Here is a 26849-nt window from a genome sequence, read left to right as displayed (position 1 = left end):
TGGGGCGTGTCACCGGATCGGGTTCACGGAATGCCGGCCTGCGGGCCGGCAGGGTGGGTCACTCGGACTCGATGACCAAATCCCCGAGGTAGGGGAAGTTCATCACGTTGAGGATCGGCTCGATGTTGACGCTCGGCGCTGCGGCCCAGGCGAGATCCTGCCAGTGCAGCGGCACGAAGGCGGCCTCGTCGTAGAGCGTCTGCTCGACCTGCTGGAGCATCTCGGCGCGCTTCTCCAGGTCGACCTCGAGGTTCGCCTCGGCGACCAGTCTGTCGAGTTCGGGGTTGCAGTAGTTGCCGGCATTGTACTGGCCGGCACCGGTATCAGGGTCCGGACAGGCGGTGAGATACTCGTGGAAGTTGGCGCTGTCCTCGGTGTCGGCGTGCCAGCCGATCATCATTACGTCCGCGGCGCGATCGTCGTATTCGCCCCAGTACTGCGCCTTGGGCAGGGTCTTGAGATCCACTTCGACGTTGATGCGTGCCAGCATGGTGGCCACCGCCTGGGCGATCCTGGCATCGTTCACGTAGCGGTTGTTGGGCGCCATCATGGTGATCTGGAAACCGTCGGCATAGCCGGCTTCCTCCATGAGCTCCTGCGCTCTCTCCAGATCGTGGCGCCGCTCGAGCGACTCGATATGCCCCGCGTAGCCTTCGGGCGAGAATTGCGCCGCCGGAGTGGCGAAGCCCTTCATCAAACGTTCGGCGATGGCATCCTGATTGATGGCGTAGGCGAAGGCTTGACGTACCCGCTCGTCCTGGAAGGCCTCGACGCGTTCCTGGTTCATGTGCAAGAGAATGATGCGGGTGCCTGACATGGTGACCAGCTCGGCATCATCGCTCTCGCGAACACGCTCCAGGTCATTGGGAGGCACCGGGGCAATGAAATCGACGTCGCCGGAGAGCAGGGCGGCCACGCGCGTGGCATTCTCGCTGATGGGCGTGAGCACGATGTTGTCGACGTTGCCGGGAGACTCTTCGTCCCAGTAGTCGGCGAATCGTTGGAACTCCATCCGGTTGCCTTTCTGGTGCTCGACCACGGTGAACGGGCCGGTACCGGAGAGATTGGACGATGCGAAGGAGTTGCCGTTCTTGACGATTTCGTCCTTGGGGTCGCCGTCGTCGGCCGTGCCGCTGTAGTACTGGCTATCCATCGGGAAGACATAGGTAGCCAGGTTGAGCAGCAGCGGATAGGGCTTCTCGGTCTTGAACTCGACGGTGTAATCGTCAAGAGCGGTCACGCTTGCGACGGGTTCGAAGATCGCTTTGAAGTCGGGGCTGCGCTTGAGGCGCTCCACGGTCCAGACCACGTCCTCGGCGGTAAAGTCGTTGCCGCTGTGAAACTTGACGCCCTCTCGCAGGGTCATGCGCATGGTAGTGTCGTCGACCTGTTCCCACTCGGTGGCCAGACGCGGCTCGAAGTCGAGATCATGGGTCCAGCGCACCAGCGGGTCGAAGGTCATGTGGGAGAGCTGCAGTATACCACCGGAGAGCTGCTCGTGGATGTCGAGCGAGACCGGGTCGGCGTCATAGGCCATGCGCAGGGTGTTCTCGGCATTGGCGACAGCCGGCAGCAGCGCCGTACCGGTCATGACGGCACCGATCATTCCGGCCAGCAAGGTCTTTTTGAACGTCATGTGTCGTTCCCTTCTCGGGTTTTTGTTGTGCGCAGCCCTCCGGCCGCGCCTGCGTGGTACGCAGCCAATGTAGTGATCTGCTCGAGAAGAGGACAATCGAAATTCCGACAGGCCCCATGCGCAAGGCGAATAGTGCCAATAGCGCCCGGGAGGGAGGATCAGTCGCCGGACGGTGCCGCCAGGCGATCTATGCGATACAGCGTGGCCACCTGATCGAGTCCCAGAACGCTGCAATCGAGGTCGCGAATACGACCATTGTCTAGTCCGTAGATCCAGCCATGAATGGCCAAGGGCTGGCCGCGCTGCCAAGCGTGCTGGATGGTCTTGTTATGACACAGGTTGTTGACCTGGGCTCTGACGTTCAACTCGCACATGCGGTCCACCTGCTCGTCGAGCGACAGGTCGGCCAGTTCATGACGGTGCTGGTTGTATAGTTCGCGTACCGAGTGCAGCCAGAGATCGACCATACCGTTGTCGCCACCGGAAACCGCGGCCCGCACGCCACCACAGCCGTAGTGGCCGACGACCATGATGTGTCGAACTTCGAGTACGTCGACGGCGTACTGCAGTACCGATAGCGCGTTGAGGTCATTGTGGTGGACAAGATTGGCAACGTTGCGGTGCACGAAGACTTCGCCGGGGGGTAGCGAGATGATCTGATTGGCTGGGACACGGCTGTCGGAGCAGCCGATCCAGAGATAATCGGGGTTCTGCTGGCTGGATAGCCGGGCGAAGAAGTCCGGGTCCTCCTGCTGCATGCGCTCGGCCCAGGCGCGGTTGTTGTCCAATAGGGCCTTGATTTCCTTGTCCATGAGATGAATTCCACCTAGTCAGTCAGGGCCCGCTCCTTGTACCTAGCCCAAGCGTCACGGTCAACTGCGCCGGCGGATCTGCACGCTCGCGTCCGACGCTGGTAGTATCGTGCCATCGATCAGGCCAGCTCGCACAGCTCGGCGAGACAAGGAGAATTGCGTGTCAGACTTCGATTATGACCTCTTCGTTATCGGGGCTGGTTCCGGTGGGGTGCGTGCCGCTCGTACCGCGGCGGCAATCGGCGCCAGGGTGGCTGTTGCCGAGGATCGCTACCTGGGGGGGACCTGCGTCAACGTGGGCTGCGTGCCCAAGAAACTCTACTCCTACGCTGCGCACTTCCACGATGCCTTCCAGGATGCTCGCGGTTTTGGCTGGAATCTGCCCGAAGCCCCCATGTTCGACTGGACCACACTGCGTGACAACAAGGTGCGGGAGATTGCGCGGCTCAACGAGATCTACGGCCGTTTGCTGGACAACGCCGGCGTACGATTGATCAATGGACGCGCACGAGTCACGGATGCGCATCGCGTCGAGATCGCAGGGGAGAGTTTCTCTGCCGCCAAGATCCTGGTGGCCGTCGGCGGCTGGCCCTGGGTGCCCGACTTTCCCGGTCGCGAGTTGACCGTGACTTCCAACGAGGTGTTCGACCTGGAGCGAATGCCGCGACGTTTCCTGGTCCTTGGCGGCGGCTACATTGCGGTGGAATTCGCCAGCATATTCAATGGCCTGGGTAGCGAGTCCCACCTGGTTTATCGCGGTGAGCTGTTCCTGCGCGGCTTCGATCGCGAGGTTCGCGAGTTCACCCGTGAGCAGATGGCGGCCAAGGGCGTCAATCTGCACTTCGAGACCAACATCGAGCGCATCGACAAGGTCGAGGGTGGGTTGCTGGTCACGCTTACCAACGGTGAGTCGCTGGAGGTCGATGCCGTGCTGGCCGCCACCGGGCGTAGACCCAACCTGGAGGGGGTAGGGCTCGATTCACTGGGTACCGAGCTCAATGCCGACGGCACGCTCAAGGTAAATGATCGCTTCGAAACGTCGATACCTTCCATCCTGGCGCTGGGCGACGTGACCGGTGGCCCTGAATTGACACCGGTGGCCTTGGCGGAAGCCATGCATCTGGTCCAGCAGCATTTCGGCGATGCCACATCGGCACCGATGGATTACCGCAACATCGCCACTGCAGTATTCTGCCACCCCAATATCGGTACGGTGGGGCTTTCGGAAGAGCAGGCACGTAAGGAGTATGGTGAGATACGTGTCTACCGCACTGACTTTCGTCCCATGAAGCACACACTCTCGGGTAGCCAGGAGCGCTGCCTGATGAAACTGATCGTCGCTGATGACAGCGATGTTGTCGTCGGCGCCCATATGGTAGGCGAGGAGGCCGGCGAGCTAATTCAAGGCATTGCCATTGCCGTGAGGGCTGGCCTGACCAAGGCGGACTTCGATGCCACGGTCGGCATCCATCCGACAGGGGCCGAAGAATTCGTCACCATGCGCACGCTTTCACGCCGCTGAAACCCTTGTTGCCCGCCTCGGGCCGCCTTTCTGGCGGCCCGATTTCTGTCTGTTGACTGCTTGGCTCTGGACTAGACTTACGAAGTGCCTTTCCTGAGCGGTTTGGCAACCAGCGATAATTTTTTGTTATGCAATAGCGCCCTAGCCATAATGCTAGTTTTGATTTGATCATGGGTCCTGTTATCATTACGGGCAACATCGCTACAGCGAGGCTTTACCATGAGCGGGACAACGCAGCCCTTTACACCTTCTGCCGACCTGGCACGCCCCAGCGTCGCCGATGCAGTAGTCGGCAGCGATGCCTCGCCACTATTCATTCGCAAGCCTAATCCCGACGATGGCTGGGGAATCTACGAACTGGTCAAGTCTTGCCCACCGCTCGATGTCAATTCGGCCTATGCCTATCTATTGCTGGCAACACAGTTTCGCGATACCTGTGCCGTTGCCACCAATGAAGAAGGCGAGATCGTCGGTTTCGTGTCCGGCTACGTGAAGAGCAACGCCCCGGATACCTATTTCCTGTGGCAGGTAGCGGTAGGGGAAAAGGCTCGCGGCACCGGTTTGGCCCGGCGTCTCGTCGCCGCCGTCATGAGCCGTCCCGAACTGGAAGGCGTCCATCACCTGGAAACCACCATCACGCCGGACAACCAGGCGTCCTGGGGGCTTTTCCGTCGCCTCGCCGATCGCTGGCAGGCCCCCCTCAACAGCCGTGAATATTTCTCCACGGACCAGCTCGGCGGTGAACACGACCCCGAGAATCTTGTGCGTATCGGTCCTTTCGACACGCGGCGCATCTGATCCCACCCGAATCATGGGATGGTCGAGGCCTTCGGCCATCCATGCATCCCTACGCTTGATTATTCCGACAGGAGGTCGATATGCAGACCCAGACACTCGAACGTCTCGAATCCAACGTCCGGACTTATTCCCGCTCTTTCCCGGTGGTCTTCACCAAGGCCAGGAATGCTCGGCTGACCGATGAAAGCGGCAGCGAATACATCGACTTCCTGGCCGGCGCAGGCACCCTCAACTACGGTCACAACAATCCGCACCTCAAGCAAGCACTGCTCGACTACCTGGACAGCGACGGCATCGTGCACGGGCTCGACTTCTGGACGGCCGCCAAGCGCGACTACCTGGAAACTCTCGAGGAGGTGATCCTCAAGCCGCGTGGGCTCGAGTACAAAGTTCACCTGCCGGGGCCGACCGGCACCAATGCCGTCGAGGCCGCCATTCGTCTGGCTCGGGTTGCCCAGGGGCGGCACAATATCGTGACGTTCACCAACGGTTTCCATGGCGTGACCATGGGCGCGCTGGCTACAACCGGCAATCGCAAGTTCCGCGAGGCCACCGGCGGTATTCCGCTGCAGGGCAGCGCTTTCATGCCGTATGACGGCTACCTGGGCGAGCATGCCGATAGTCTGGACTACTTCGAGAAGCTGCTGGGCGACAACTCCAGCGGGCTTGACCTGCCGGCAGCAGTCATCGTTGAGACCGTACAGGGCGAGGGTGGCATCAACGTGGCCGGACTCGACTGGCTCAAGCGCCTCGAAACTATCTGCCGCGATAATGGCATCTTGCTGATCGTCGATGACATTCAGGCCGGCTGCGGCCGTACCGGCAAGTTCTTCAGTTTCGAGCACGCCGGCATCAAGCCCGACATCGTAACCAATTCCAAGTCGCTGTCCGGCTTCGGCCTGCCGTTCGCTCATGTACTGATGCGTCCCGATCTCGACAAGTGGAAGCCGGGCCAGTACAACGGCACTTTCCGCGGCTTCAACCTGGCTTTTGCCACGGCCGCTGCCGCCATGCGACAGTATTGGGGTGACGATACCTTCGAGCGCGATGTCCAGCGCAAGGGCAGGGTGGTCGAAGACCGCTTCCAGAAGATCGCCGCCTGGATCAGCGAGCAGGGCGTGCCGGCCACCGAGCGTGGTCGCGGCCTGATGCGCGGGATCGATCTTGGCGACGGAGACCTGGCCGACAAGATCACTGCCAAGGCGTTCGAGAAAGGCCTGGTTATCGAGACCAGCGGTCAGGCGGGAGAAGTGGTCAAGTGCCTGTGCCCGTTGACCATTCCCGATGAGGATCTGCTCGAGGGGCTGGATATTCTCGAGGCAAGTGTCAGGGAAGTCATGGCCTGAACGCCGGTGTCACTGGCTCGATCCGGCACCGAATGGCGTTCATGTAACGGCCGGCTGTAGCGCAGCCGGCCAGTCTATGGATTGAACGGAGAATTTGAAGATGATCGTTCGCAATCTCGAGGAAGCGCGCAAGACGGACCGACTGGTCAAGGCCGAGAGCGGCACCTGGGACAGCACGCGCCTGTTGCTGGCCAACGACGGTGGCGGCTTCTCGTTTCATATCACGCGTATCTATGAAGGCACCGAAACGCACATTCACTACAAGCATCACTACGAGTCGGTGTACTGCATCGAGGGTGAAGGCGAAGTCGAAACCCTGGCCGACGGCAAGATCTGGCCGATCAAGCCAGGCGACATCTACATTCTCGACCAGCATGACGAACATCTGCTGCGTGCACACAAGACCATGCACCTGGCGTGCGTGTTCACGCCGCCGATTACCGGCAAGGAAGTGCACCGCGAGGACGGCTCCTACGCGCCCGCCGACGAGGCATAAGGGCGGGCTGGCCCATCGCGAACCCATGAACCCCGGCCGGCGAGTCGGGGTTCGTCGTGTGGATTGCGGCGACATGTCGGGGCCATTCAGCACGCAACCCATTTCTTCACCCTTGGTTCGCATAATGTATATTATGTTAAATAGCACTCCTGTCGAGATGGACAACGCTACCTCGTTATCCTTATCATCCCCCGTCATGTTTCGCCGCGACGAAACCTGTACCTTTCAAGCCAAGCTCACTGCCGCTGCGCCCAGTTCGTAGCCCGACCGGAGGCTGTCGATTCCAATGCGACCGAGAACGCTATCCGCACCCATCTCCTGGTTGCTGAGTTCATTGTTGATCAGCGGATGCGCCCTCACACCTGACTCAGAGCCTGAGCCTACACTCAGCCCCGCAGCCTTCGAGACGCGCATCGACCAACTCGAACACCAGATCGCGCTGAGCTGCGATCGTCCCGAGGCCAACGCCGCCGACCAGCGCCAGGCCGAGATGCTCGCCGAGCTACGCGATGCCGGTACCACTCTTCGTCACCTGCGTGGCGACATCGAGCGGCTCGAACAGCGTGGCGATGCCCCTAAAGTAGTCCCGGCGGAATGCAACGACGAGCTGAGCGCGACGCTGTCGGCCAAAGAGATGGTAGGTCGCTCCGAATGGATCGGCCTGCCTGAAGTCGGCACCTATATGCGTGCGCGGGTTGACTCGGGGGCTAACACCTCTTCTCTCTCCGCTACCGAGATCACCCGCTTCGAGCGTGACGGCGAAGACTGGGTTCGCTTCAAGCTGGGCCTCAACGAGGACGATGTCGTCGTCGACAGCGTACGCGATGAGTGGATCGAGCGGCCGATCGAGCGCCGGGTGCGTATCTTGCAGGCCGCCGGCAGCGAGTCGCGTCCGGTCGTCAGTTTGCTGATGACGCTGGGGCCGATCCGAGAAACGGTGGAATTCACGCTCAACGACCGAACCCATCTCAACTATCCGGTACTGCTGGGCCGACGCTTCCTCATGGACATCGCCCTGATCGACGTGGCGGAGGACTACATACACCCCCGTCCCGAATTCCCCGGTGGACGACCGGCCTCCGAAGCGGCTGAAGACGAGATCAGTGACGGGGACGAAGAGGAAGGCTGATACCGAGCCTGGATAACTACCTGCAAGGATGATACATGTCGCGACTGACCTTCTATCTCATCGTGGGCCTGCTGATGGTGCTCGGCATCGGCACGAGCCTTCATCGTCATATCCAGATGGAAGTACCGTGGACGCCGGGTGAGCAGCGCCAGGTCTGGGAGGTCGAGGCCGTCGTCGATTTCACCGCCCTGGGCGACTCCGCACGTGCCGAACTGGCTCTACCCTCGCACCAGCGAGGCTATCGGATCCTGACCGAGAATACCGCCTCACCGGGCTACGGCCTGTCATTCCTGCAGGACGAGACCGGGCGTCGAGCGCAGTGGTCGATCCGCAGCGCAACGGGTAGTCAGCAGCTCTACTACTCCGTGCGCCTGCTAGTGACTGATGACAAGCGCAAGCGTCAGATTGCGCGTCCGCCCCTGCGCGACGTCAGTTGGGAGCGTCCTTACGACACGGCGGCGGCTCAGGTGATCGAGCGCGCCTGGATGCGTAGTGCCGATCCTTACACCTTCACGCGGGAGCTGATTCGCGACTTCAGCGAGGATCGCCAGGGGGAGAATGCTCGTTTGCTGCTGACCCAGTTCGAGCGCACCCCCCTACTGGTACGCCTGCTGAACCAGGCCGGCGTGCATGCCCGTGAAGTGAGCGGCCTGATGCTCGAGGACGGGCGTCGGCGTCAGGCGCTGACGCCGTGGATCATGGTCTTCGAGGATGAAGAGAACTGGGCGCTGTTCGATCCACGTACCGCCGAACAAGGCCAGCCGGAAAATCTCCTGCTCTGGGAAACCGGCGGTCGCGCCGTGTTAGAGGTCCAGGGTGGCACCAACTCCCGAGTTACCTTCTCCATGCTGTCGCGCAGCCAGCCGGCCGCGGCCGCTGTGCGCAGCCAGCTGGCTGACGATACCCTGCTCAACTTCTCGATTCATAGCCTGCCGCTCGAGGAGCAGGCATTGTTCCAGACCATCCTGCTGATTCCCATCGGCGCGCTGGTGGTCGTGTTCCTGCGCATCCTCGTCGGCATCAAGACCTCGGGTACCTTCATGCCCGTATTGATTGCGCTGGCTTTCATCCAGACGACCCTGCCCACCGGGCTGATCGGCTTCCTGCTGGTCGTGTCCGTCGGGCTGGTGATACGCAATTATCTCTCGTACCTCAACCTGTTATTGGTGGCGCGAGTCTCGGCGGTGATCATCACGGTCATCGCCATCATTTCGATCTTCACCGTGTTGTCCTATCGTGTAGGACTCAACGCGGGCCTGACGATCACCTTCTTCCCGATGATCATTCTGGCCTGGACCATCGAACGCATGTCGATCCTGTGGGAGGAAGAAGGTCCCAAGGAAGTCTTGATCCAGGGTGGTGGCAGCCTCGTTACGGCTGTGCTGGCCTATCTCGCCATGAACAACCCATGGATACGCCACATCACCTTCAATTTTCTGGGTGTACAGCTCATCATCATGTCGCTGATCCTGCTGCTGGGTAACTACACGGGATATCGGCTGCTCGAGCTGAGACGTTTCAAACCGGTTACCGAGGACTGAACATCATGTGGGCACGGCCGAGCCAGCTTCTGCGTCGCGGTATTATCGGCATGAACCGGCGCAACATTCGCTACATTGGGCGCTACAACAGCCGTCGGCTCTATCCGCTGGTGGACGACAAGCTGAAGACCAAGCTGCTGGCCGAGAAACATGGCATCACGACACCGGCCCTGATCGGTACCGTGACCACCCAGTTCGGCATAAAGGGGCTGAGGGAAATGATTGCCGGTCACTCGGGCTTCGTCATCAAGCCGGCCAAAGGTAGCGGCGGCAAGGGCATCCTGGTCATCGAGCGCGTCGATCAGGATGGCTTCATCAAGCCCAGTGGCGTGCGCCTCGGCCTCGAGGATCTCCACCGTCACGTTTCCAATATTCTGTCCGGTCTTTACTCGCTGGGCGGCGTCCCTGACGTGGCGATGATCGAGGGCCTCATCAACTTCGACGAACAGCTCTCCGAGTACACCTATGAAGGCGTGCCGGACATCCGTGTGATCATCTTTCGCGGCTACCCGGTCATGGCCATGATGCGTCTCTCCACGGCCGCCTCCGACGGCAAGGCGAACCTGCACCAGGGCGCAGTGGGTGTCGGACTCGACATAGCCACGGGTACGGCGGTGCGGGGCGTCCAGTTCGACCGTTCGCGTCGCGACCATCCCGATACCGGGCATGAGCTGGCCAGCTTGCGCATCCCCGACTGGACCAGCCTGCTGGAGCTGGCCGCCGGTTGCTATGAGATGACCGGGCTCGGCTACCTCGGTACCGACATGGTGATTGATCGCGACTGTGGCCCGATGCTGCTAGAGCTCAACGCTCGCCCGGGGCTTGCCATCCAGATGGCAAATGGCGAAGGCCTTCGCCGCCGCCTGGACCTGGTGGAAACTCAGCCCGAGGGGGTGAGCGTCAAAGACCGGGTTGCCTTCTCCCAAGAGCATTTTGCTCGCCGTGGCGAGTTGCGGGCGGCGCCGGCTGAGCCAGAGCTGGCCCAGTCCTGTGCCAGCACGTAGAATGAAGCCTGTTCCAGACACATCGGCTCACTCATGACCGACGCTACCGCCCTGCTCGCGCAGGCCGAAAGACAATGCCAACTCCGCGGGGTGCGCTTCACCCCGATCCGCCGACGTGTACTCGAGATGATTGCCGCGGCCAGCGGTGGCCTCAAGGCCTATGAGCTACTCGATCGACTAGCCGTCGAGCATGCGGCTGCCCGTCCACCCACTATCTATCGCGCTCTCGATTTCCTCATCGAACAGGGCCTGGTGCATCGAATCGAATCGCTCAACGCCTATGTAGCCTGCCCCTGTCCCGAGCATGCCCACGGCTTCCAGCTGCTGATCTGTCGCCACTGCGGGCGTGTCGAGGAGCTGCATCTGGACGATGTCAATGCTCAGCTCAGCGACCAGGCGCGCGACCTCGGTTTTCGTGTCGAACGCCAGACCATCGAGTTGCTGGGCAGCTGTGATCTGTGTCTGAACGCTACGGCGCGGGCTCGAGCCAGTCTTTAACGGATATGCCATGACCGATACTTTCAAGCAACTCGAACGTGCCGAACTCGATAGTCGCCTGCCGCTCGCTCGTGTCATTTCCGCCGTGCGCTTCAACGACGATGGCCTGATCCCTGCTATCGCCCAGCAGCACGACAGTGGCGAAGTGTTGATGATGGCCTGGATGAATCGCGAGGCGTTGGAAGAAACGCTCGCCAGTGGGCGAGTCTGCTACTGGTCGCGCTCGCGGGGCAAGCTGTGGCGCAAGGGGGAAACTTCCGGCCAGCAGCAGCACCTGCGCGGCGCCTGCCTCGATTGCGATGGCGACACCCTGCTGCTGCAGGTCGAGCAGACCGGCCCGGCCTGCCATACCGGGCGGCGCAGCTGCTTCTACGTGGCGATGGAAGATGGCGAGGCGCGTATCGTCAGCGAGCCGTTGATCGATCCCGAAACCCTCTATCGCCAGCCCCCGGAGAGGCGCTGAAGCATGCCCTGCCTGGCAGGCTGGATCGCGAGCCTGGGTCGGCTCCTGCGTCATATGCTGGGCTTGGTGATGATCGGCCTGGTCCGGCTCTATCAGGTGGTGGTGAGCCCCTTGCTGGGGCCGCGCTGTCGTTACTGGCCAAGTTGTTCGCACTACACCGTGGAAGCCATCCAGGTCCACGGCCCACTGCATGGTGGCTGGCTTGCCTTCAAGCGTATCGTTCGCTGCCATCCCGGCAGCGACGGCGGTATCGATCCGGTACCCGGTGGGGCGAGTGAGCGGCTGTGTCTTGACGACCCGGAGCTCGACGAGCACTTCCATTGTCGCCACGGTCGGCATAGCTCGGGACACTGACAACCACGCAGCCCCTCTTCTCTCAGCTTGCCGCTTGCTGCTCGTGTAGTAGCCCGCTACCACCCTCCTCCGGCTTGCCTGTGCCAAACTGATCCGTGGCACATTCACAATAACGAGTCGATGAGGAGAAACGCCATGTCCGCCAAGCGACTGCTCTTGCTGTGCGGCGACTTTGCCGAAGATTACGAAACCATGGTGCCGTTCCAGGCCCTGCAGGCCGTTGGACACCGTGTCGACGCCGTCTGCCCCGACAAGCGGGCCGGCGAGAGCATTGCCACCGCCATTCATGACTTCGAGGGTGACCAGACCTACAGCGAGAAGCCGGGCCATCGCTTCACCCTCAACGCGGATTTCGCCACCGTAAACCCCGAGGAGTATGACGGCCTGGTGATCGCTGGCGGTCGCGCGCCGGAATACCTGCGCCTGAACGAAAAGGTCATCGAGCTGGTGCGTCACTTCTTCAGTGCCGACAAGCCGGTGGCAGCGATCTGTCACGCTGCCCAGCTACTGGCTGCCGCCAGGGTGCTGGAAGGTCGTACCTGCTCGGCTTACCCCGCCTGCCGCCCCGAGGTGGAGCTGGCCGGTGGCCGCTATGCCGACATCGCAGTGGATGATGCTGTGACCGACGGCAAGCTGGTCACCGCCCCCGCCTGGCCCGCCCATCCGGCCTGGCTCGCTCAGTTCCTGGCCGTACTCGAGACGCGCATCGAACTCTAGCAAGGGACTGGCATCGCGCTCCAGTGGCAGATAGCTTTCCATGATTGCCTTGCCCTGGCCCACGCCCGGCGCCATGATAATGGCGCCGGGCGGGCGAGCAAGGGAGGAAAATGGTATGTGCAGGCTTTTCATCGGCGCCGAACCGGGCCTCTGGGAGCCCCAGACACGCTCCATGCGTCTCGAGGGCATCTCGACCAGCGTACGCCTGGAGGGTTTTTTCTGGACGGTGCTCGAGGAGATCGGCAAGCGCGACGACCTCTCGCTCAGCCAGCTGGTGGCGAAGCTCTCACGAGAGTGCGCCGAGGCTGGGCACGATCCCGCCAACTTCGCTTCCTTCCTGCGCGTTTGCTGCGCTCGTTACCAGGTGCTTCAGTTGGCGGGAGAGATACCCGCTGCACGGGACGTTGCCATCTGCAGTCTTGATGCCGAGCAAATTCTCGAGCGCGAGCGCATACGGCATGCCGCCAAGCTACCTGTAGCGCAACGTCAGCTAGCGGGTGCCGCTTCCGCAGCAACTTCGTAGATCTTGCCGAGCATGGCGTGCAGGCCATTGCTGCGTGTGGGGGACAGGTGCTTGTCGAGCCCCAGGTCTCCGAGGAAATGCGGGCTGGTATCGCGAATTTCACCGGCCGGACGGTCATTGTAAATACGCAACAGCACCGCGATCAGGCCGGAGACGATGGCGGCATCCGACACCGCATCGAAGTGCAGCATCTCGCCGTCGCGGCGATGATGCATCCACACGTTCGACTGGCAGCCCTGGATCTTGCGCTCGGGGGTCTTCCACTCCTCCGGAAACGCCGGCAGTTGCTTGCCCATGTCGATGATGTACTGGTAGCGATCCATCCAGTTATCGAACATCTCGAACTCTTCCTGCAGGGCCTGCTGGGCTTGTTCGGCCGTGGCTTCGGTGGTCATGTCGTCTCCCTGGTTGGCTTGACCGCTATTATACCGGCTCCTCCACCCGGGCGGGCAAGACATGGGTGGATTGCTGGCGATGCCACTCCTCGTCTTCGGCATGCAGGTACTGCGCGGTGGTGTCCAGTCGGGAATGACGTGCGGTGCTGGCGAGGTAGCGTAGCTCGACGCCGGCCTGGGCCTGGTGCGTGAGTGCAGTATGGCGCAACCAGTGCGGGGTCGCGTCACGCAGCCGGGCCACTTGCGACATTGCCTTCTCTCCCGCCTCGGCCTCCAGGGCATCGGCCGCCTGGCGAAAGGCATCGCGAATCAGTCGATAGAGCTGGTTGTCGCCCAGGCCGCGCTGGCCATTCAGGCCGCGCAGTACGGCTCCCTCCTCGCCCGGAAGTGGCTCGGGTGCCAGGCCCAGCATTTCTCGCCAGCCGCCCAGCAGGGCCAGCATGTCGTCGGGTACCGGTATTCGCGCCGTCTTGTCGCCCTTGCCCACCACATGCCACCACCATCTCCCTTCGCGCCGGAAGAAGTCACCCATTTCGGCGGCGGCCATCTCGCTGATTCGCGGCGCCAACAAGTAGGCGAAGCCGAAAATAATGATCCGTCGGTGCCGGATGTATCGCTCGCGAACGCTGATGTTCCCCTGCTGCGGTCGTGTCAACCATTGCCATAGCCACTCCCATAACGGGCGTTCCAGATAGCGATCGATGCCGGGCTGGCGATTGTCGAGGCGGCGGCGCTTGTCGCGCATCAGGCGGAACGGATTGTGGCTGACCCACCCTGCCTCCACCAGCCAGGTGAACATACCCTGCAGAATGATCAGGCTCTGTCGGCGGCTGGCCGGGGATAGTGGTCCACGAAACGGACGCCAGTCCGGCGAATGGCGCGGCCGTGATGGGCCTACCCAGAGCTGATGCGGCGAGGGAGCGGCGAGAAAGGCCTCGTAGGCATCGAGGTCGTGCCGGCGCAGCTCGGTCAGGCTGCGCCCTTCCCGCCCGAGCCATAGCAGCAGGCGCTCTGCCTCGCGGCGGTAGGCGCGTAGCGTCTGCGGGCTGGCGCGAAACTCGGCGAGCCATTGCGCTACCGCCTCGGCGTCGCTTCCGGCGGCAATACGTGCTGTCCGGCTTGCCTCGGGCAGCGCCACGTCAAGTGCCGGGGTGGGCATGCTCGCCCCCTGCTGCTGGCCGGGAAGAACGGCGCCGTCGCCCTCCCCGATCGGTACCCTCATCGCGCCTCCTCCCGTTTCTGCTATCGAATGGCTCGAGTCTCGCCTGTAGCGATAATTTATTCAAGATAAGACGGGTAATCTTGAATTTATAACCATTTCATTATGTTTATTACGTAATAAACGTAATGTAATCTTCTTTTCGGATTGGACGAAAGTCGCTATGCTTAGCTATCCAGGGCGCACGGCAACAGCAAGAACAAGCGACGCCCTGCCGCGTGAGCAAGGATCAGCCGCCACACCACCAAGGAGATCGTCATGGCACGCAGCGGTGTGCAGTACGAGGACGTTCAGCAGGCCATCGAGGCCCTGCTGGCCAAAGGGGATGCCCCCAGTGTCCAGAAAATTCGTGACGTGCTGGGAACCGGCAGTTTCACTACGATCAGCGATCACCTGCGCGAGTGGCGGTTCCAGCGCGACGCTAACCGTGACCTGCCCGCCTCTCATGCCATGCCGGAGCCGGTGCTCAGGCTGGCGGAAGGCCTGTGGCAAAAGGCTCAGGAGTCAGCCGGTGAGGTCCTGGCAAGTTACCGCGAGGAGGCCGACCGACGCGTGGCCGAGATCGAGGCTGCCATGCAGGAGGCGCAGCGCCAGGTTGAAGATGCCGAGCAGCGCGAAGCCGCCCTGTCGTCGCACCTGGCGGGAACGGAGCAGCGTCTCGAGCAGCGCAGTGCCGCCTTGGCACGGGTGGAAGCCGAGCGCGACCAGTGGCAGGAGCGCGCCCGCCAATTGGAGGAGCGGCTAGCTCGCTCCTTGCAGCAGCTCGACAAGCTGCAAAAGGAGAACGAGCAGCAGGGTAAGGCCCACCAGCAGGCATTGGCCGACCGCGACGCTCAGCAGTTGGCGCGCCTGAATCAGGAGGAGCAGCGCCACGAGGCGGCCGAGGCGCGTCTTATGAGCCTGCTCGACGAGTCTCGGCAGGAACGGGTGTCGGCCGAGAAGCGGCATGACGCCACCGTCCAGCAGCTGGAGAAACGTCAGGACAACCTGCAGCGACAGCTTCACGAAACGCAGGCAGCACTGGGGCGCGAGGAGAAGCAGCACCGTGAGACGCAGTGGGCCAGGAGCCGCGCCGAGGAGCGCATCGATACCATGCGCCACGAGCAGTCACTGCTGCAGGCGCGCATCGACGATCAGAAGCGTCATATCGACGAGCAGGCGGCACGCCTGCGCACGCTCGATGCCGAGCTGATGCGGCGCATCTGGCAGCCGGGTGAAGATGGCGTGGTGTCGCGCCATTCGGAGGGAGGAGCTGAAGCGCAGGAAGACTCTGACTCTGCAGCGGAGCCCTCCGAGAGCGTTCGATGAAGCCTTCAGGCGTGCCCCTGAGGGGCGCGCCTGAACGGTTTAAGACGGTGTCGGCGAAAGAGGGACCGAAGTGGAGTGATCAGCGATAATAGGCGTTGGTGGTGTCGGTGTGGTCGGTCACGTCGCGGATACCGGCAAGCTCAGGAATGCGCTCCATCAGGGTCTTCTCCACGCCTTCCTTGAGAGTCAGATCGACTGCTGCACAGCCCTGGCAACCTCCACCAAAAGCGAGTACCGCCACCTGATCCGCGGTCAATTCGACCAGCTTGATTTCACCGCCGTGGGCGGCAAGCCCGGGGTTGATCTCGCTGTAGAGGATGTAATTGACGCGATCTTCGATCGGGCTGTCGGCGTTGACCTTAGGCATCTTGGCATTGGGCGCCTTGATGGTCAGCTGGCCGCCCATGCGATCGGCATTGAAGTCGACCACCGCTTCCTCGAGGAAGGCAATGCTGTTCTTGTCGATCAGCGCCGTGATCTTTTCTAGCTCCAGGCGCTCATCGCTGGGCTCCTCCTCGCCAGGCCGGCAATAGGCCAGGCAGGTCTCGGCATAGGGGGTACCCGGCTGGGTGATGAAGATGCGCACCGCAATTCCTTCGACGTTCTGCTTCTCGAGCAGCTCGGCGAGGTAGTCCTGGGCGCTGTCGGTAATCCGGATGATCTCGCTCATGGTGTTCTCGCTGGTCGGGCTGGGCCTCGTCGGGCCGGCCATATGTGACATACCATTATGGTATGCAAAAGCCTGCCGCGAGACAATCCCGACTATTTTGCTCGGTTTTTGACCAGCCCTGCCCTCAAGCGGCTGGTTTTGCTACCATGTCGGGCTGACACGACCGACCCTGCCAGTAGCCAACAAGAATCAGCGGGGCGGCATAGATTCATAGACGTGACTTTCGCTGGAGACCGACCCAACCCATGGCCGCCCTACCCTCTGCACTGACCGCTACCCTCACCGAACGGCTCGGCGAGCGCATCCTCATGCTGGATGGCGGCATGGGTACCATGTTGCAGAATGCCCGGCTCGACGAAGAGGATTTCCGCGGCGAGCGCTTCCGCGACTGGCCCTCCGAACTCAAGGGCAACAACGATCTGTTGGCGCTGACCTGCCCCGAGCTGGTGACGCGCATTCATCGCGACTACCTCGAAGCCGGCGCCGACATCGTCGAGACCAACACCTTCAACAGTACCCGTCTTTCGCAGGCGGACTATGGCATGGAGGAACTGGTACCCGAACTGAATCGTGAATCGGCACGCCTGGCGCGTGCAGTATGCGACGCCGTTGCGGCCGAAACCGGCGTGCCGCGTTACGTGGCCGGGGTGCTGGGGCCGACCTCACGCACCGCCTCGCTGTCGCCCGACGTCAACGACCCGGCCAAGCGCAACGTCACCTTCGACCAGCTGCGCGAGAACTACTACGAAGCCGCCGAGGCGCTGATCGAGGGTGGTGCCGACCTGATCCTGATCGAGACCATCTTCGATACGCTCAACGCCAAGGCGGCCATCTTCGCCTTGGAGACGCTGTTCGACGATCGCGGCGAGCGGTTGCCGGTGATGATCTCCGGCACCATCACCGACGCCTCCGGCCGCACCCTCTCGGGCCAGACTACCGAGGCGTTCTGGAATTCTGTACGTCATGCCCGGCCGCTTTCCATCGGCCTGAACTGTGCGCTGGGTGCCGAGGAGCTGCGCCCCTACCTGGAAGAGCTTTCGACCAAGGCCGACACCTTTGTCTCCGCGCACCCCAATGCCGGCCTGCCCAACGAGTTCGGCGAGTACGACCAGACGCCGGAAGAGATGGCCAACATCGTTGCCGAATTTGCCGAGAGCGGCCTGGTCAACATCATCGGTGGCTGCTGCGGTTCGACCCCTGAACACATCGCCGCGATCCATGCCGCCATTCAAGGCCTGGCACCGCGTCAGGTGCCCGAGCGTCCGCGCGCCTGCCGGCTTTCGGGGCTCGAGCCGTTCAACATCGAGAAGGATTCGCTGTTCGTCAACGTCGGCGAGCGCACCAACGTCACCGGCTCGGCGCGCTTCAAGCGCCTGATCGTCGATGAGGACTACACCACGGCGCTGGAGGTGGCGCTGGAGCAGGTGGAGAACGGTGCACAGGTTATCGACATCAACATGGACGAGGGCATGCTGGAGTCGCAGGAAGCGATGGTGCGCTTCCTCAACCTGATCGCCGGAGAGCCCGACATCGCTCGCGTGCCGATCATGATCGACTCGTCCAAGTGGGAGATCATCGAGGCCGGGCTCAAGTGCGTGCAGGGCAAGGCGGTGGTCAACTCCATCTCGCTCAAGGAGGGCGAAGCGGCTTTCCGCGAGCAGGCGACGCTGTGCCGCCGCTACGGCGCTGCCGTAGTGGTAATGGCGTTCGACGAGGCCGGCCAGGCCGACACCTTCGCGCGCAAGACGGAGATCTGTCAGCGCGCCTATGAGCTGCTGGTGGAAGAGATCGGCTTCCCGCCCGAAGACATCATCTTCGATCCCAATATCTTTGCCATCGCCACCGGCATCGAGGAGCACGACAACTACGCCGTCGACTTCATCGAAGCCACCCGCTGGATCCGCGAACATCTGCCCCATGCCATGGTGTCAGGCGGCGTCTCCAACGTGTCGTTCTCGTTTCGCGGCAACGACCCGGTGCGCGAGGCGATCCATTCGGTGTTCCTTTACCACGCCATCCGCGCCGGCCTGACCATGGGCATCGTCAATGCCGGTCAGTTGGCGGTCTACGACGGCCTGCCGGCCGAGCTGCGCGAAGCGGTCGAGGACGTGGTGCTCAACCGTCGCAGCGACGGTACCGAGCGACTGGTCGACCTGGCCGACAAGTACAAGGGTGACGGTAGCGGCGCGGCCAAGAAGGAGGACCTCGAGTGGCGCAGCTGGCCGGTGGAGAAGCGCATCGAGCACGCTCTGGTCAAGGGCATCACCGTCTTTATAGAAGAAGATACCGAACTTGCCCGTCAGCGCGCCGCGCGCCCCATCGAAGTGATCGAAGGGCCGTTGATGGATGGCATGAACGTGGTCGGCGACCTGTTCGGTGCCGGCAAGATGTTCCTTCCCCAGGTGGTCAAGTCGGCCCGCGTCATGAAGCAGGCGGTGGCCTACCTCATTCCCTACATCGAAGCTGAGAAGAGCGAAGGTACCCAGGCCAAGGGCAAGATCGTCATGGCCACGGTCAAGGGCGATGTGCACGATATCGGCAAGAACATCGTCGGCGTTGTCCTGCAATGCAACAACTACGACGTGGTGGACCTCGGTGTGATGGTGCCGGCCGAGAAGATCCTGCAGACGGCCCGCCAGGAGAATGCCGACATCATTGGCCTCTCCGGCCTGATCACCCCTTCTCTGGACGAAATGGTCCACGTGGCCAAGGAGATGAAGCGTCAGGGGTTCACGCTACCGTTGCTGATCGGTGGTGCGACGACTTCCAAGGCGCATACAGCGGTCAAGGTCGAACCGCAGTACGACGAGCCGGTGATTTACGTGACCGATGCCTCGCGTGCGGTAGGCGTGGCAGGCAAATTGCTTTCACCCATCCTCAAGCCGGCCTATATCGCCGAGATCAAGGCCGAGTACGAGCAGGTGCGCGACCGCAATGCCAAACGGCGACCCAAGGCTGCCGACCTGAGCTATGCCGAAGCCCGCCAGCGCAAGCTGCCCATCGATTGGGACGGCTATACCCCGCCCAAGCCCACCTTCACCGGACTCAAGGTGTTCCACGGCTACGGTATCGAGGAGCTGGTCGAGCGCATCGACTGGACGCCCTTCTTCATGAGCTGGGAACTGACAGGTAAATATCCCAAGATTCTCGACGATGCGGTGGTCGGCGAGGCGGCGCGCAACCTGTTTGCCGACGGGCAGGAAATGCTGCGCAAGCTGATCGACGAGAAGCACGTCGAGGCACGTGGCGTGATCGGCCTGTGGCCTGCCAACAGCGTCGATGATGACGTCATCGAGGTCTATGCCGATGAAACGCGCAGTGAAGTGATCAAACGGTTGCATCACATTCGCCAGCAGACCACCAAGAATCGCGACGGCGTGTGCTACAGCCTGGCCGATTTCGTGGCGCCCAAGGAAAGCGGCAAGCCCGACTGGATCGGCGGCTTTGCCGTGACAACCGGGCACGGCGTCGAGGCCTTGGCCGAGCGCTACAAGGCCGCCGGCGACGACTACAGCGCGATCATGGTCCAGGCGCTCACCGACCGCCTGGCCGAGGCTTTCGCCGAGCGCATGCACGAGCGTGTGCGCAAGGAGTACTGGGGCTATGTGCCCGACGAGACGCTGGACAACGATGCCCTGATCGCCGAGAAATACCAAGGCATCCGACCGGCGCCGGGCTACCCCGCCTGCCCCGATCATACCGAGAAGCGTACCTTGTTCCGCTTGCTCGAGGCCACCGAGAACGCCGGCATCGAGCTGACCGAGAACTTCGCCATGTGGCCGGCCGCGGCGGTATCGGGGTGGTACTTCTCTCATCCGCAGTCGAAGTATTTCTCCACCGGCAAGATCACCCGCGATCAGGTCGAGGCATTGGCCCAGCGCAAGGGTATGTCGCTTGTGGAAATGGAGCGCTGGCTGTCCCCAGTCCTCTCCTATGACCCCGCCTGATACCAGAGCCAAGCGCGCCCGCACCCATGGTGTGGGCGCCTGCCGAAACCAACGATAGACGGATGCTACCCGACTCGATCCGCCGCCGGCGTATTCTGAGCCTCGCCGTGCCGATCATTGCCGCGATGCTGACCCAGAGCCTGATCAACCTGATCGATGCGGCCCTGGTCGGCTCGCTCGGCGATGTGCCCCTGGCCGGCGTGGGTATCGGCGGCTATGGCATGTTCCTTGTTACCGCGGTGGTGTTCGGGCTCTCTTCGGGCGTGCAGGCGCAGACCGCCTGGCGACACGGCGAGCAGGCCTGGCAGCTGCGTGCCCTGCCGCTCAATGCGGGATTGATCATTGCGCTGCTGATATCGCTTCCCGTCACCCTGCTCTGCCTGTGGCAGGCGCCACGGCTGATGGCGCTTCTCAATCCCGATGTGGCAGTGAATGCCGTGGCAGTGGACTACTTTCGCTGGCGGGTGCTGTCGCTCGTTGCCGTGGCGATGATCTTCTGCTTCCGCGGCTACTGGAACGGCATCGAGCAGAGCGGGTTATACCTGCGCATCATGCTGATGATGCACGTCGTAAACGTGGCAGCCAGCATCGGCCTGATCTTCGGCCACCTGGGCCTACCGGCCATGGGGGCGGCTGGTGCCGGCGCGGGAACCACCCTTTCGCTGTTCGTGGGCCTTGGGCTCTGGGTGCTGCTCAGCTTCCGCCGCGCCGTGCCCAATGGGTTTCTCACTAGCCTGTCCCAGCGCCCTGCGCTCTTGGCCACCCTGCGCCTGGCGGCGCCGCACTCCTTTCAGCAGCTCTGGTTCGCCGCTGGTTACGCGGTGCTGTTCTGTATCCTGGGCCGAATCGACACGGCAAGCGTCGCCGTGGGCCATGTACTGGTGAACCTGTCGCTGCTGCTGATCCTGCCTGGCGTGGGGCTGGGCATGGCCGCGATGAGCCTGGTCGGCCAGTCGCTTGGGCAGCAGGACCATAGCGATGCACACCGCTGGGGTTGGGATGTGGTGCGCCTGGCCTGGCTATGCCTGGCCGCCCTGGCGCTGCCCCTGGCGGCGTTTCCCGATCAGGTGCTGGGTATTTTCCTGCATGATCGAGAACTGATTGCCTTGGCTCGCTTTCCGCTGCAGCTCACCGCGGTCATGATCGTGCTGGATGCGGCCGCCTTGGTGTTGGGGCAGGCCCTGCTCGGTGCCGGCGCCAATCGCACCGTGATGACCACCACGCTGACTCTGCAATGGCTGGTCTTCCTGCCGTTGGCCTGGTGGGTCGGCGTGGTCATGGAGGCGGGGTTACTGGGGATCTGGTGGGTACAGCTCGGCTATCGCTGCCTGAACTCTCTCTGGTTCGCGGTGATCTGGCAGCGCCGCCAGTGGCTGCGGCTACAGGTATGACCAGCACGTAGCCGATTTGACGCTTTATATGCTTTTACGTATAAAAAATATAAGTATTTATTCTTTCATAGAATATGTCATGGGCGTTATGGTGCCCCCTGACGCTTCGCCAATCCCCTAGCAGCAGGACCGGCTGAATGTATCGCTACGACACACATGATCAGACTCTGGTCAATGAACGCGTCGCCCAGTTTCGCGACCAGATGAACCGCTATCTGGCCGGCCGGATCAGCGACGAAGAATTTCTGCCGCTGCGCGTGCAGAACGGACTCTATGTCCAGCGTTACGCGCCCATGCTGCGCATCGCCATTCCCTACGGCATGCTGGCTTCCTATCAGCTACGCAAGTTGGGTGATCTGGCGCGTGACTTCGACCGCGGCTACGGGCACTTCACCACCCGTACCAATCTGCAGCTGAACTGGCCGAAGCTGGAAACGGTGCCCGACATGCTGGCCGAGCTTGCCAGCGTGCAGATGCATGCGATCCAGACCAGCGGCAACGACATTCGCAACACTTCTTCCGACCAGTTCGCCGGCATCGCCGAGGACGAAGAGGTCGATCCGCGCCCCTGGTGCGAGCTGATTCGCCAGTGGTCGACCTTCCATCCCGAGTTCACTTACCTGCCGCGCAAATTTAAGATTGCCGTGACGGGCTCCGTGGAGGATCGTGCCGCCATTCAGGTACACGACGTAGGCTTGCGCCTGTGGCGTGACGACCAGGGCGAGGTACGCGTCAAGGTACTGGCCGGCGGCGGACTTGGCCGCACACCGATGATCGGCGAGGTGGTGCGCGAAGACCTGCCATGGCAGCATCTGCTGACTTATCTGGAAGCACTGGTACGCGTCTACAATCAGTTCGGCCGCCGCGACAACAAGTTCAAGGCGCGCATCAAGATTCTGGTCAAGGCGCTGGGCGTCGAGGAGTTCCGCCGCCGGGTCGACGCCGAATGGGCGCACCTCAAGGATGGTCCCCAGACGCTGACCCGCGAAGCGATCGAGGCGATGCACTCGCACTTCGTCGACCCCGAGCGGCGCGTCATCAGCGAGGAGGCGATCGCCGATTTCGAGCGCCTGCGTGGCGAGAACCGTGCCTTCGCCCGTTTCGTAACTAACAACATGCATGGCCACAAGGTGCCGGGCTACAAGGCCGTCACGCTATCCCTCAAGCGCAGCGGTCACTCTCCCGGCGACTTGACCTGGGAGCAGATGCACCAGGTCGCCGACCTGGCCGACGAGTTCAGCTACGGTGAGATCCGCGTCACCCACGAGCAGAATTTGGTGCTGGCCGACGTAGCCGTGGATCGCCTGGAGGCGCTCTGGCAGCGTCTCCAGGAGCTCGGCCTGGCCAACCCGACCGTGGGTACCCTGGCCGACCTGATCTGCTGCCCCGGCGGCGACTACTGCGCTCTGGCCAACGCCAAGTCGATCCCGGTCGCCCAGGCCATCCAGGAGCGCTTCGAGGACATCGATTACCTCTACGATCTGGGGCCGCTGGACCTCAATATCTCGGGCTGCATGAACGCCTGCGGCCACCACCATGTCGGTCACATCGGCATTCTCGGCGTCGACAAGAAGGGCGAGGAGTGGTATCAGATCTCGCTCGGCGGTGCCCAGGGCAACGAATCGTCGCTAGGCAAGATCCTGGGCCCCTCGTTCGATCGCGAGAGCGTGCCCGAGGTCATCGACAAGGTGCTGCAGGTCTACGTCGGCGAGCGTGCCGAGGGCGAGACCTTCATCGAGACGTATCGCCGTGTCGGCCTCAAGCCTTTCAAGGAGCGGGTATATGCCTGATCAGAACGCCTCCGTCCACCCCTTCATCCGGGGCGGCAAGCCGGCCGAGGACCGCTGGGAGCTGGTTCGTGATGAGGAGGCGGCACTGCCCGACTCCCCTGCCATCGTGCCCCTGGCACGCTGGCACGCATCGAAGCGTGGCCATGAGCTGGCACCCTGGCTGTCGAGCGACACCGAGCTGACACCGGAGCTGGCAGAGGAACTGTCCGGCGCGCCGTTGATCGCCATCGACTTCCCCAAGTTCACCGATGGCCGGGGCTATAGCCTGGCGCGGCTGCTGCGCGAACGTTATGGCTATGACGGCGAGATTCGTGCCATCGGCGACGTGCTCGTCGATCAGGTCTTCTTTCTGACCCGCTGTGGGTTCGACGCCCTTTCGCTGCGTGAGGACCAGTGGCTGGAAGATGCACTGCAGGCGCTGAATGCCTTCAGCCGTGCCTATCAGCCGGCCGTCGACGTGGCCGAGCCGCTGTTTCGTCATCGCATGCGTGAAGCCGTAGAACGCGTGGAGCCGGCGCTGGTCTAGCGTTATCGATTCGCATTGCCTTTCACGGAAGCCGGCCTAGCGCCGGCTTCCGGCGTTCCTGATGTCAGCCACGCCGCTTCTGCTGGCGCTCACGGTTGTCCGCCTTCGCCCTTTCGCTCTTGCGCAGCATGACCCATGTTGCCCCCAATCCGCCGTCGGCCTGTTGGGCCGACACGTAGGCCTGTACCTGGTCGAACTGCGCGAGCCACTTGGCCAGGTAGGAGCGCAGCACATTGGCCGGGCTGTCGATCTCCGAACCGCGGCCGTGCACGATCAATACCGAGCGAAGATCGTGCGCATAGGCCTCGTGTATGAAGGGCGGCAGCGCCCGCCGGCACTCGTCCAGCGGTCGGCGCAGCAGGTGCAGGCGCGACTGGGCTGCATATCCGCCGTGGCGCAGGCGGTCGATAACGCCCTGCTGGATGCCGTCACGGCGGAACTCGACAGGGTCGAACGGTGGCAATAGTTCGACGAAGTCGTCCGACAGGAAGCTGTCCTGGCCGAGATCCGCCTGGGCGCTCTCGCGCCGCGCCAACTGGGCCTCGGTGGGGCGCGAGCGGTGTGGGCCAGGATCGGCTCGATTGACGCCGCTGCGCAGCGGCTTCACGTCTCCCATCAATGCCCTGAAGTCCTTATCATCGTGCGCTGACTGAGCCATGGGCATCCTCCACTGTATCGAGCCTTGCTTGGCATCCTACCAGAGCTTCGAGCCGGCGTTGAACCGGACAGCCCTCCCCCTGCCATGGCAGGATAGCTGGCACGAAAACTCAAGGAGTGCGCATGCGTCCTCGACCTCGCTCCCTCTATGTCGTGGTGAGCCTGTTTATCGTCCTGCTGGCCGTGTCGGGCTGGCTCTGGCTCACCATGCTGAGCCCGTTCATCTATGAGCGCCCCGATCACTTGCCTGACATCAAGGAGGGCGAACATGTCGTATTCGTCTATGGCACGTTGCGATTGGCGCCGATCCGCTGGGTAGTGATGAGGCGCGCCGGAGAGACCGAGCCGGCCTTTCTCGAGGGATTTCGTCGCGAGGGGCTGGACCTGACCGAGGCGCCGGGTGAGCGGGTCGAGGGCGAGGTCATCGTGGTCGATGCCGACGAACTGAAGCGTCTGGATCGCTACGAGCGCTTGGGAGTTCGCTACGAACGCGTGCCCATGCGTCTCGACGACGGCCGCATGGCCTGGGTATATCGGCGCATGAGCGAACTGCAGCACCCCTCTAGCGTCAGCACAAACAGCTGATCGACAGGAGCTTGCGGATGGCTGCGGTTGTGGCCGACACGGCGCCCCTTCTACAATATGGGCCAGCCTTCCAAGGATCGAGGAGTCTCGCATGGCCATTACGCTCTATCACAACCCCCGCTGTTCCAAGTCGCGCCAGGCCTTGGCGTTACTGGAGGAGCACGGTGCCGAGGTGGCGGTGCGGCGCTATCTCGACGAACCGCTGAACGAAGAAGAACTTCGCGACCTGATGGGGCGACTCGACGCCGACGGTGAGCGTCTGGTACGTACCCAGGAGCCTGAGTGGCAGGATGTCGAAGATACAAACCTGCAGGATCAGGAGCAGGTGATCGCGGCCATCGTTCGCCATCCCAAGCTGATGGAGCGGCCCATCGCAGACGACGGCAAGCGCGCCGTGATCGGACGCCCTCCCGAGGATGTGCTCGCCCTGCTCCACGCGAATGACTGACCGCCTGTCCCCTTGCGAACTGGAGCCATAATGCGTGACTCTCTGCCCTATGTGCTGATCCTGTATTATTCCCGACACGGCGCCACGCGCAGCATGGCCGAGCAACTGGCGGCCGGTGTCGAGTCCTGTCCCGGCATCGAGGCGCGATTGCGTACCGTGCCGCCGGTGTCACCCACGTGCGAAGCCGTCGACCCGGAGATTCCTGCCGAGGGAGCCATCTACGCCGACCTCGAGGACTTGCGTCACTGTGCCGGCCTGGCATTGGGCAGCCCGACCCGTTTCGGCAACATGGCCGCACCCCTCAAGCACTACATCGATACCACCAGCGCCCTGTGGCTCAACGGGGCGCTGGTGGACAAGCCGGCAACGGCTTTTACCTCGACTTCAAGCCTGCATGGTGGCCAGGAAACCACACTGGTGTCCATGTTGCTGCCGCTACTGCATCACGGCATGGTCTACGCCGGTCTGCCCTACAGTGAAACCGATCTGATGACCACCACCGTCGGCGGCACTCCCTACGGGGCGAGCCATGTGGCGGGGCAGCGAAGCGACCAGCCATTGGCGGATGCCGAACGCCGACTGGTCCGCGCGCAAGGCAAGCGTCTGGGTCGTCTGGCTCTGGCGCTCGAAGGCCTGAGAGATGTGGCCTCATGAGGCGTTGGGTCGAGGAACTCGAGTCGCGTCACGGCCTGGGCCTGCTCACCGAGCGCAGTCGTCAGCTGGTTCTCGTCAGTTACGTGCTGCTGGTGGCTTTGCTGGTCTGGAACGGCCTGGCGATGGAGGCAGGCACCAACCCGTTGACACCGATCGTTATTCGCACCCTGCCGCTCATACTCTTCCTGCCTTCGATCTTGGGGAAGCGAGCCAGGGGGCATGCCTGGCTGTCCTTCGTCAGTCTGCTGTACTTCGTTCAGGGCGTGATGCTGGCCACGCTACCAGGCCAAGGTCTGCTGGGTGTGGCCGAGTCCCTGGCAGCTCTGGCGCTGTTCACCGGCTGCATGTTCTACGCCCGCTTTCGCAGTCGTCAGGTGAGGACGGGGCACGGAGAGTGAAGCGCGAGGACGTGCCGGCCGA

General features: G+C 62.5%; 27 protein-coding genes. 21 read left to right on the top strand and 6 right to left on the bottom strand.

Annotated features, from left to right (window positions below):
• Nucleotides 1-58: 58 nt before the first annotated feature.
• Both HNO52_RS10405 and can read right to left on the bottom strand, forming a co-directional pair.
• A complete protein-coding gene (locus HNO52_RS10405) occupies nucleotides 59-1636 on the bottom strand; it encodes an ABC transporter substrate-binding protein (RefSeq protein ID WP_197569044.1) in 1578 nt (525 codons plus the stop codon).
• A 158-nt stretch (nucleotides 1637-1794) separates the two neighbouring features.
• Nucleotides 1795-2448 (bottom strand): carbonate dehydratase, encoded by a 654-nt coding sequence (can, locus tag HNO52_RS10400; protein WP_197569043.1) that lies wholly within the window; start codon nucleotides 2446-2448, stop codon nucleotides 1795-1797.
• A gap of 160 nt (nucleotides 2449-2608) precedes the next feature.
• Between can and gorA the strand changes: the two genes are divergently transcribed.
• From gorA to HNO52_RS10340, 12 genes are all read left to right on the top strand, one after another.
• The gene (gorA, locus tag HNO52_RS10395) at nucleotides 2609-3970 is read left to right on the top strand and encodes a glutathione-disulfide reductase (protein WP_197569042.1); all 1362 of its coding nucleotides are present in this window, start codon (nucleotides 2609-2611) and stop codon (nucleotides 3968-3970) included.
• 219 nt (nucleotides 3971-4189) lie between these two features.
• Nucleotides 4190-4768: a diaminobutyrate acetyltransferase gene (gene ectA / locus HNO52_RS10390; RefSeq protein WP_197569041.1), complete on the top strand. Its 579-nt coding sequence runs from the start codon at nucleotides 4190-4192 to the stop codon at nucleotides 4766-4768.
• An 80-nt stretch (nucleotides 4769-4848) separates the two neighbouring features.
• The gene (gene ectB / locus HNO52_RS10385; protein ID WP_197569040.1) at nucleotides 4849-6114 is read left to right on the top strand and encodes a diaminobutyrate--2-oxoglutarate transaminase; all 1266 of its coding nucleotides are present in this window, start codon (nucleotides 4849-4851) and stop codon (nucleotides 6112-6114) included.
• A gap of 100 nt (nucleotides 6115-6214) precedes the next feature.
• Nucleotides 6215-6610, top strand: coding sequence for an ectoine synthase (locus tag HNO52_RS10380; RefSeq protein WP_197569039.1), 396 nt, complete (start codon nucleotides 6215-6217; stop codon nucleotides 6608-6610).
• Nucleotides 6611-6896: 286 nt separating this feature from the next.
• Entirely contained in the window at nucleotides 6897-7739 is an 843-nt protein-coding gene (locus tag HNO52_RS10375; protein ID WP_197569038.1) for an ATP-dependent zinc protease family protein, read from the top strand.
• A gap of 35 nt (nucleotides 7740-7774) precedes the next feature.
• Nucleotides 7775-9280, top strand: a complete 1506-nt coding sequence (locus HNO52_RS10370) for an inactive transglutaminase family protein (RefSeq protein WP_197569037.1) — start codon at nucleotides 7775-7777, stop codon at nucleotides 9278-9280.
• A gap of 5 nt (nucleotides 9281-9285) precedes the next feature.
• Nucleotides 9286-10284, top strand: a complete 999-nt coding sequence (locus HNO52_RS10365) for an alpha-L-glutamate ligase-like protein (protein WP_197569036.1) — start codon at nucleotides 9286-9288, stop codon at nucleotides 10282-10284.
• A 33-nt stretch (nucleotides 10285-10317) separates the two neighbouring features.
• Entirely contained in the window at nucleotides 10318-10782 is a 465-nt protein-coding gene (locus tag HNO52_RS10360; RefSeq protein WP_197569035.1) for a transcriptional repressor, read from the top strand.
• Nucleotides 10783-10792: 10 nt separating this feature from the next.
• The gene (gene hisI, locus HNO52_RS10355; protein ID WP_197569034.1) at nucleotides 10793-11245 is read left to right on the top strand and encodes a phosphoribosyl-AMP cyclohydrolase; all 453 of its coding nucleotides are present in this window, start codon (nucleotides 10793-10795) and stop codon (nucleotides 11243-11245) included.
• 3 nt (nucleotides 11246-11248) lie between these two features.
• Nucleotides 11249-11599, top strand: a complete 351-nt coding sequence (yidD, locus tag HNO52_RS10350; RefSeq protein ID WP_197569033.1) for a membrane protein insertion efficiency factor YidD — start codon at nucleotides 11249-11251, stop codon at nucleotides 11597-11599.
• A 135-nt stretch (nucleotides 11600-11734) separates the two neighbouring features.
• A complete protein-coding gene (locus tag HNO52_RS10345) occupies nucleotides 11735-12316 on the top strand; it encodes a DJ-1/PfpI family protein (protein ID WP_197569032.1) in 582 nt (193 codons plus the stop codon).
• Nucleotides 12317-12431: 115 nt separating this feature from the next.
• The gene (locus tag HNO52_RS10340; protein WP_197569031.1) at nucleotides 12432-12839 is read left to right on the top strand and encodes a ribbon-helix-helix domain-containing protein; all 408 of its coding nucleotides are present in this window, start codon (nucleotides 12432-12434) and stop codon (nucleotides 12837-12839) included.
• Here HNO52_RS10340 and HNO52_RS10335 read toward each other — a convergent pair.
• Nucleotides 12803-13234, bottom strand: a complete 432-nt coding sequence (locus HNO52_RS10335) for a SufE family protein (protein ID WP_197569030.1) — start codon at nucleotides 13232-13234, stop codon at nucleotides 12803-12805. The two genes, HNO52_RS10340 and HNO52_RS10335, sit on opposite strands and share 37 nt — an antisense overlap.
• 28 nt (nucleotides 13235-13262) lie before the next feature.
• Nucleotides 13263-14393: a tyrosine-type recombinase/integrase gene (locus HNO52_RS10330; RefSeq protein ID WP_197569181.1), complete on the bottom strand. Its 1131-nt coding sequence runs from the start codon at nucleotides 14391-14393 to the stop codon at nucleotides 13263-13265.
• Between the two features lie 318 nt (nucleotides 14394-14711).
• Between HNO52_RS10330 and HNO52_RS10325 the strand changes: the two genes are divergently transcribed.
• Nucleotides 14712-15761, top strand: coding sequence for a DNA-binding protein (locus HNO52_RS10325; protein WP_197569029.1), 1050 nt, complete (start codon nucleotides 14712-14714; stop codon nucleotides 15759-15761).
• Nucleotides 15762-15840: 79 nt separating this feature from the next.
• Here the strand turns inward: HNO52_RS10325 and nfuA are convergent, their stop codons facing one another.
• Nucleotides 15841-16431 (bottom strand): Fe-S biogenesis protein NfuA, encoded by a 591-nt coding sequence (gene nfuA, locus HNO52_RS10320; protein ID WP_197569028.1) that lies wholly within the window; start codon nucleotides 16429-16431, stop codon nucleotides 15841-15843.
• A 245-nt stretch (nucleotides 16432-16676) separates the two neighbouring features.
• On the opposite strand from nfuA, the gene metH reads away from it, so the two are divergent.
• The 4 genes from metH to HNO52_RS10300 all read left to right on the top strand — a co-directional run bounded on the left by metH (nucleotide 16677) and on the right by HNO52_RS10300 (nucleotide 24085).
• A complete protein-coding gene (metH, locus tag HNO52_RS10315) occupies nucleotides 16677-20378 on the top strand; it encodes a methionine synthase (RefSeq protein WP_197569027.1) in 3702 nt (1233 codons plus the stop codon).
• 62 nt (nucleotides 20379-20440) lie between these two features.
• Nucleotides 20441-21769, top strand: a complete 1329-nt coding sequence (locus tag HNO52_RS10310) for an MATE family efflux transporter (RefSeq protein ID WP_197569026.1) — start codon at nucleotides 20441-20443, stop codon at nucleotides 21767-21769.
• Between the two features lie 137 nt (nucleotides 21770-21906).
• Nucleotides 21907-23559 carry a nitrite/sulfite reductase gene (locus HNO52_RS10305; protein ID WP_197569025.1) on the top strand — a complete coding sequence of 551 codons (1653 nt, stop codon included), beginning with the start codon at nucleotides 21907-21909 and terminating at the stop codon, nucleotides 23557-23559.
• Nucleotides 23552-24085 (top strand): DUF934 domain-containing protein, encoded by a 534-nt coding sequence (locus HNO52_RS10300; protein ID WP_197569024.1) that lies wholly within the window; start codon nucleotides 23552-23554, stop codon nucleotides 24083-24085. Before HNO52_RS10305 ends, HNO52_RS10300 begins: the two co-directional genes overlap by 8 nt.
• A 64-nt stretch (nucleotides 24086-24149) precedes the next feature.
• Here HNO52_RS10300 and smrA read toward each other — a convergent pair whose 3' ends face one another.
• Nucleotides 24150-24743: a DNA endonuclease SmrA gene (gene smrA / locus HNO52_RS10295; protein ID WP_197569023.1), complete on the bottom strand. Its 594-nt coding sequence runs from the start codon at nucleotides 24741-24743 to the stop codon at nucleotides 24150-24152.
• A gap of 122 nt (nucleotides 24744-24865) precedes the next feature.
• Here smrA and HNO52_RS10290 point away from each other — a divergent pair, with 122 nt between their 5' ends.
• The 4 genes from HNO52_RS10290 (at nucleotide 24866) to HNO52_RS10275 (ending at nucleotide 26827) form a co-directional block, all read left to right on the top strand.
• The gene (locus tag HNO52_RS10290) at nucleotides 24866-25327 is read left to right on the top strand and encodes a gamma-glutamylcyclotransferase family protein (RefSeq protein ID WP_197569022.1); all 462 of its coding nucleotides are present in this window, start codon (nucleotides 24866-24868) and stop codon (nucleotides 25325-25327) included.
• A gap of 91 nt (nucleotides 25328-25418) precedes the next feature.
• Nucleotides 25419-25775 (top strand): arsenate reductase (glutaredoxin), encoded by a 357-nt coding sequence (gene arsC / locus HNO52_RS10285; RefSeq protein ID WP_197569021.1) that lies wholly within the window; start codon nucleotides 25419-25421, stop codon nucleotides 25773-25775.
• Nucleotides 25776-25805: 30 nt separating this feature from the next.
• The gene (gene wrbA / locus HNO52_RS10280) at nucleotides 25806-26429 is read left to right on the top strand and encodes an NAD(P)H:quinone oxidoreductase (RefSeq protein ID WP_197569020.1); all 624 of its coding nucleotides are present in this window, start codon (nucleotides 25806-25808) and stop codon (nucleotides 26427-26429) included.
• Entirely contained in the window at nucleotides 26426-26827 is a 402-nt protein-coding gene (locus tag HNO52_RS10275; protein ID WP_197569019.1) for a DUF2069 domain-containing protein, read from the top strand. The genes wrbA and HNO52_RS10275 overlap by 4 nt, the downstream gene beginning before the upstream one ends.
• Nucleotides 26828-26849: the final 22 nt, after the last annotated feature.

The sequence above is a fragment of the Halomonas sp. MCCC 1A13316 genome (genome assembly GCF_014931605.1).
In the GTDB taxonomy this organism is placed as follows: domain Bacteria; phylum Pseudomonadota; class Gammaproteobacteria; order Pseudomonadales; family Halomonadaceae; genus Halomonas.
The sequence above is the reverse complement of the archived record's forward strand: the minus strand, read 5'-3'. Positions and strand labels throughout refer to the sequence as shown.